The sequence below is a fragment of the Methylobacterium sp. Leaf465 genome, assembly GCF_001424705.1.
Lineage (GTDB): Bacteria > Pseudomonadota > Alphaproteobacteria > Rhizobiales > Beijerinckiaceae > Methylobacterium.
Genome location: NZ_LMRA01000006.1, coordinates 133,280 through 139,918, shown reverse-complemented (window position 1 = coordinate 139,918; position 6,639 = coordinate 133,280). Strand labels below are relative to the sequence as shown.

At 63.6% G+C, this 6,639-nt stretch carries 3 protein-coding genes; 2 read left to right on the top strand and 1 reads right to left on the bottom strand.

Annotated features, from left to right (window positions below):
• Window positions 1–939 precede the first annotated feature (939 nt).
• Window positions 940–2,100, top strand: a 1,161-nt coding sequence (locus ASG51_RS24745; RefSeq protein ID WP_210168757.1) for a M10 family metallopeptidase C-terminal domain-containing protein, incomplete at its 5' end; no start/stop codon positions are given.
• A 1,712-nt stretch (window positions 2,101–3,812) separates the two neighbouring features.
• On the opposite strand, the gene ASG51_RS06210 is transcribed toward ASG51_RS24745, so the two are convergent.
• Window positions 3,813–5,630, bottom strand: a complete 1,818-nt coding sequence (locus ASG51_RS06210) for an ABC transporter transmembrane domain-containing protein (RefSeq protein ID WP_056379742.1) — start codon at window positions 5,628–5,630, stop codon at window positions 3,813–3,815.
• Between the two features lie 221 nt (window positions 5,631–5,851).
• Between ASG51_RS06210 and ASG51_RS06205 the strand changes: the two genes are divergently transcribed.
• Window positions 5,852–6,604, top strand: a complete 753-nt coding sequence (locus tag ASG51_RS06205) for a WecB/TagA/CpsF family glycosyltransferase (protein ID WP_056214245.1) — start codon at window positions 5,852–5,854, stop codon at window positions 6,602–6,604.
• Window positions 6,605–6,639 lie beyond the last annotated feature (35 nt).

The following is a 6,639-nucleotide window of genomic DNA, read 5'->3' as shown; positions in this document are numbered from 1 at the left end:
ATGTATGTCGCTTCGGATCTTTTCGGGATTGGCCGTAACAACGGCTTGACCAGTGTCGCCGGCCTCGACGTGGCGGTGGGCGCGCTTCAGCCCCACGCACAGCTCAAGAGCTTTGCCGGCCTCAAGGCAGCTGATGGTGTCTACTACAACAAGGCCATGAACGTGCTGGTCATCACCAAGGCAGGCGTGACCCTGGACGGGTACGACTTCCGCGGTGTCTCGATCAACGTGCAGGCCGATAACGTCACGATCAAGAACTCGACCTTCGATGCCTCGGTCGGGAACTACGCCATCAATGCGTTTCCCGGCACGAAGAACCTGACCGTCGATCACTCGACGTTCGACGGTCTGAAGCTCGACAAAATCGGCTACGTCGACTTCATCATCTCGCGCGGTGAGAACACGACCCTCACGCACAACGCCTTCCTGGATGCACCATCCGACGGCGTGTCGATCCAAAGCGGCACCATCAGCGCGAACTACTTTGCGGGAGGCGCTTACGCCACGGGTGCACACGCCGACGCAATCTGGATCGGAAAGACCACCGGGCCGGTCGTGATCTCCGAGAACACCATCGACTGGCGCGCACGCGCGGACGCACCCACCGAGACCAACGAAGCGGTGCGCATCACGGGTGAGAACGGCAGCGTCTCCGACGTGACCGTCAAGAACAACATCCTCCTCGGCGGCAGCATGACCGTCCTGGTCTCCGATGGGGCGACCCAGACCCATACYGGTAGTCAAGTCGGCACGGTGACAGGCGTGCAGGTCGTCGGGAACGTCATCGACTACGGCAAGTACGGCGACCTGGAGCAGACGACCCGTCCCAAGGACATGATCTACGCCGACAACATGCATGCCAGCGGGCGGCCCGTCGCTCCGGGTCAGGAAGCCATCGGCGCGCTGCCTAACCTATCGGCCCTCAACAAGATTGCCGCNTACGCCGACAACATGCATGCCAGCGGGCGGCCCGTCGCTCCGGGTCAGGAAGCCATCGGCGCGCTGCCTAACCTATCGGCCCTCAACAAGATTGCCGCTCTCTCCGCGAATGCGGCGATCTACGGGACGTCCAAGGGTGACTACCTCCTTGGTGGCAGCGGCTCCAACTTCATCAAGGGTGGGAGTGGAGACGATGTGATCGTTGGCGGCGGCGGGCGCGACTACATCACTGGAGGTGCCGGCAAGGACATCTTCGTCTACGGGTCGCTGGCCGGTGATGGCATCGACCTGATTTCGGACTTCAAGCAAGGCGCAGATCGGATCGACCTGGCGGCCATCACGGGCGCACCACAAGATCTTTCTGGCTGGCAGTGGCTGGGCTCGGAGAGCTTCACGGGTCACGACTGGCAGTTGCGTTACGAGACCAGCAGAGGCCTGACCACGATCCAGATCGACGCCGATGGAGACCTCAAGGCCGATTTTCAGCTCGAGCTGACTGGAAAGCTGGCCATGAGCACAGGCGACTTCATCCTCGCGGAACACGGCCCCACTGTCCCGGCGCTGCCGGTGCCCGCGCCCGGCGCGCCGCCCCTGCCGCCCCTGACCTCGGCCCCGATCGAGGTGCCTCAGCCGATTCCGACCAAGCCGGCCGCACCCGCAGCGCCCGCGTACCCCGCCGATCCGAGCCTCGTGCTCCAGGCACCGGCCTCAGGTGGCAACATCACCGGCAAAGCCACCGCTGAGCTGATCTTGGGCAGCAGCAAGGGCGATGGACTCAGGGGGGGCGCCGGCGACGACGTGCTGGTGGGCCGGGAAGGCAAGGACATCCTCTACGGGGGGGGCGGTCACGATACGTTCCGCTTCGAGAAACTCAGCGACAGCACGGCCGCAACTGCAGGGCGAGACTACATTGGAGACTTCGTTCAGGGCGAGGACAAGATCGATCTGCACCTGATCGACGCCAACACGCTCACGAACGCGCACGAGGCTTTCATCTGGATCGGGGCAGGCGCTTTCACGAAGCATGCAGGGGAGTTGCGGTTCTCCGCGAACAGCACGGGTGGTCAGGTGCAGGCTGACGTCAACGGTGACGGAAAGGTCGACTTCGCCATCGACATGGTGACGAAAGCTGTCCTCCATGCCTCTGATTTTCTCTTGTGAGCCGTTCAGGGATTCGGGAGCGCGCCAGATGATCGGTGATCATCTGGCGCCGGGCGGCGGGGGCAAACGAATACGTCTTCCGTGATCCGACCTATTCGCGTGCGCGCAACTGCAAAGGCACTGCCTCAGCACCCGGAGCAGATCGGCTTGGCCGCGGCTTCACCGCCCTTCACGAGACGGTTCATGTTAGCTTCTCGGTCATAACGTTCGCCCGGAGACCGAACGTCGCCTGCCCCCAAGGCAGGGATGCTTGCGGTACGGATGGGCTCGGGTCCACCCGACAGGGACCGCTCGGTGCGCGTGCCCACGCGCAGGTTTTTCTGGTCGGCTTTCGTGCCCACGGAGTGCTGGAGCACCGTGATCGGATCCGTCCCGCGGCCTTGCTGGCGCGACCACCGCGCGGTCACGGTGCCGGGGATCACGACATCGGCAACCTCGCTTGCCCTCTCGCCACGGGGGAGAGAGGCATATCGCCCTGGTCCCTGCACCCCGTGGGCGCACCCACCCATCAGCAATGAAATCGAACAGAGTAGGATCATTGGTTTCAGAGCCATACCCGTCCTTTTGGTCCCGATGACAGCGCGCGGTTCCGATCCCTAGCTTGGCGTTAACGGTTCGAATGGTCTCCGGTTTCCTTGGCCGCGTTGGGCATCTGACATTCGTCTGCTTTCCGGCGTCCTGCGAGTATCCATGGCACGGCACTGTCGTCGCGCTCCCGATCCGGACCACCGGCGAGCCGGTCATGTCGAGGGCCTTTCTGCGCAGGGAACCGGCACTCCGAGGTTTACGAGGTGACCAGGCGTCGGCTTAAGTCGGTGTTCCGGGTGATCCACCGGGAGGCTGAGCCGTGCGGGCACCGGAAGCGATCGATGTCGTGGCGATTTGGGCGATCACCCGGGGCAGGAATGATTGCGCCATGATCCGCGATGGATCAGGCCGCGCGCTCTTCTTCAAGCGTAACACCGGCAGCGCTTACCGCGCGCTGGTCACGTCCGCCGAGCGGCGACGGCGGGAGGTGGCCCACATCGTGGCGTCGCACCTGATGGCCGAAACCTTTGGCCTGCCGATCGCACCGTTCCGGGACGTCGTTCTGAGGCTGGATCGGAACCGCCGTGTCGAGGGCATCGCCTGCGCGTACCTCACGGGCTTACGTCCCTTCCACGAAGCGATGCACCGACCGATCACGAATCGGGAGGATGCCCTTCTGCAGATCGTGGTCTTAGCCTGGTTGGGCGACACCGATCGGATCGAGACGCCTGACAACGAATGTGTCGATGAGCAGGGTCGCTACATCGCCCTCGACTTCGATTTCTGCTTCAACGATGGCGTCAGCATCCTGGGGCTGCCAAAAGCGAGTCGTCGTGGCCTGGAGGCGTTTGCGACACCCGCGGCGGTGGCCCGAATCGTTGACCGGATCGCCGCCTTGTCGGACGAGACGATCGCCAGGATGGTCGATGATGTCGGGCGGGCATGGGTTCACGATTGGACGCCGGCCCTGGCCCGCGACTTCACTGCCGTGTTGGTCCGCAACCGGGACGCCCTGCGACAGACGCAGGCATTCGAGATCTTCCAAGCCGCGCATGGATCCGTCCGGCAACGATGGAGTCTCTTCGCAACGCGCCACATCTTCAGGCTGAACATCCCCGTCAAGCTTTTGGCCCTGATTCAACGTCAGGGACCTGGGGCGACGATCTGGACGCTGCTCCGCTTCCTCACGGGACGCCCAGCGGTTGCTCGGCCGTATTTATCTCTACTCGCAGCAGAGATCGATAGAATTCCGACTCGTGCAGCAGGTCGTCGTGGCGTCCCGTCGCCACCATCCGACCGCCATTGAGAACGACGACCCGATCCGCCGCCAGAAGGGTGCTCAGACGGTGGGCGATCACCAGTGTCGTCGGTCTCTGGCGTGGTCCGAAGATCGTCCGATGGACGACGGCTTCTGTCCATGCGTCGAGCGCGCTGGTCGCTTCGTCGAGAATCAGGATCGGGGTGTCCCTGACGAGAGCACGCGCGATACCGACGCGTTGCCGCTGCCCGGCGGACAGTCGAACCCCTCGTTCGCCGAGATGCGTATCGGGCCCTTCGGCGAGATCGTTCGCGAAGAGGTGAACCCCAGCGGACGCCGCCGCCGTCGCAACCTGAGCGTCGCTCGCATCGGATCGACCATGCCGTATGTTTTCGGCCAGGGTTGTCGAGAAGATGAACGGATTTTGCGGAACCACGGCGAACCAGGATCGGACCGTGGCGGGATCGAGTTCGGCGATGTCTTGGCCGCCGACCAGGACGCGACCGCGATCCGGCGCGTCGAAGCGCAAGAGGAGGCGTATCAGCGTCGATTTCCCGGCTCCGGACCGCCCCGCGATCGCCACCGTCTCACCGGGCGCCACGTCGAAGGACACCGCGTCGAGGACCGATCGGTCCGGGCGGGCGGGGTAGCGGAACGTCACGGCCTCGAAGGCAATTCCCATGGGCGCGCGACTTGGCACAGGCGGGGCGAAGACACCGCGTGGCCCGCCTGGCGTGGAATCGGTTCTCAGGTGGGGCATGATGCGCTTGAGCGCCGCTGCGGCCTCGATCGTCCCACTCCACAAATTGCCGAGTGTCGCGCAGGAGGCCGCGGCCAGCAGAAGAAAGAACAGGAAGGACGAGAAGGTCCCGGTTGTCATCCGCCCCGCCGCGACCGCGTGGCCTCCCGCCATCAGGACGGCGCCGAGCGTCGCGGCGCCGAGCAGGACAGAGAGGGCCAGGAGCGCGCCGCGCGCCTGCGAAAGGCGAAGTGCCAGCGCCCGCGCTTCGCCGATCCGCTGGGAGAACCGGGCGACCTCCTCCTCCTCCCGGCCGAACATCTTGATCGTGCCGATGGCATCGAACACCTCGCTCGAGTATCCCGCTAGGATGCCGATGCGTCCGCTGACGCGCGATGACAGGTGTCTCTGCTTCGCCGACATCCCCAGGAAGGCCGCGACCGGCAGGGGAAGGATCAGGAGCGACAGGGCCGTCAGGCGCCAATCGGTCCACGCCATCAGGAGGCCCGCCCCCGTCACCACGATCCCGTTGCGGATCAGGGGTGAGAGGGATGAGCGGACCACGAGTTGCAACGTCGAGATGTCCGCGATCAACATCGCGTTGAGCGTGCCTGGCGCATTCGTCTCGAAGAAGCGCAGGTCCTGACCGAGAACGGCCCGGAACAGAGCGATACGCAGTCGCGCGCCGAATTCCTCGCCCAGGTTCGTGGCCGCGTAGATGCGCAGACCCGACGCCGAAGCCAGGACGGCGGAGACAGCCACATACGTGAACAGCGAGGTCCCGGACGCCTTTGAGGCCTCGTCGAGGAGCGCATCGGTCCAGATCCGTATGCCTCGCCCGATCGCGAAGAGGCACAGGGACGACAAGACGACCGACGCTGCCAGCAGCCAGATCTGCCCACGCGGCAGCGGTAAGACATGCAGGTCAGTCAGAAGACGAAGGTCGCTCCGGAGCGCGTCGAACGTGCCGGGCCGCGCTCGGACTTCACCCGCCCAGTCCCGCATTCACAATCCCGCTCAAGCCTGCTCGATCAGGCTGTTGAAAATTGTCGCCAGGATGCCGCTTGATCCACAATTTGTGAAGAGAGCGCCCGCAGTTTCAATCCAGACTCGGCCCTGTTGACAATTGCTCCCTGTGAAGGATGTCTTCAGCAGATAGCAATGGGCCGCTCAAAACTTCCAAGCTATGTGTTCGGATTTGAGCTTGCTTCGAGTCGGAGGAAATAATGCTGCCCCCGAACCGATATCTCCGATTCGATTTTATCGAAGTCGGTCCGCTGACGATTCTGCGCTGCAGTGAGAAAATTTTCGTCGAGAAGCTAAAAGCGATCGTCGAGGGGGGTGAGGGGCGTGTCATTACCTACTCCCATCTTCATACCTTGGCCCTCGCTCTCAAGCACACGCGCATCGCTCTCTCTATCAGGGCCTGCGACCTGTGTTACTGCGACGGGATCGGCGTGTCGATCATATCGCTTCTCGTGAATGGCGTATGGATTCCCAAGGTCACGGCCAATAGTTTCATTCACGAGTTCGCACGAACGCTCGGGGTCCTGAGCAAGAAAATGGCGTTGATCGGCGGGGCGGGCGACACTCTACAAGCCGTCTCGAATTACTTCGCGACGGAAGGTGCCACCATCGTCTGCGCTCATCATGGATACCTCAACGACGCGTCACGGGAGACGCTCCGGACCTCGCTGATCGACACCAAGCCCGATGTGGTCATCATTGGGATGGAACAGGGGTCTCAAGAAGAGCTCGCGCTCTTGCTCAGGAAGGACCTTCCATCGGCCACCTTCCTGTGCGTGGGCGCCCTGTTCGAGTTTCTCTCGGGTCGGATCTGGCTGTGTCCGCCCCTCGTCAGGCAGGCAGGTCTCGAATGGGTCGTGCGGCTCGTCCGGGATCCCGGGCGCCTGTGGCGCCGGTATCTTCTGGAGGGCCCCGCGCTCCTGTTTCGCGCGACCATTCTGCGGCGGTTGTGACAGGAGTCACGTCTATCGCCAGACGTGGAGGGCGG

Excerpts from the sequence above, each read along its gene's own strand:
- ASG51_RS06210 (WP_056379742.1), bottom strand. The coding sequence starts at position 5,630 with ATGCGGGACTGGGCGGGTGAAGTCCGAGCGCGGCCCGGCACGTTCGAC.
- ASG51_RS06205 (WP_056214245.1), top strand. The coding sequence starts at position 5,852 with ATGCTGCCCCCGAACCGATATCTCCGATTCGATTTTATCGAAGTCGGT.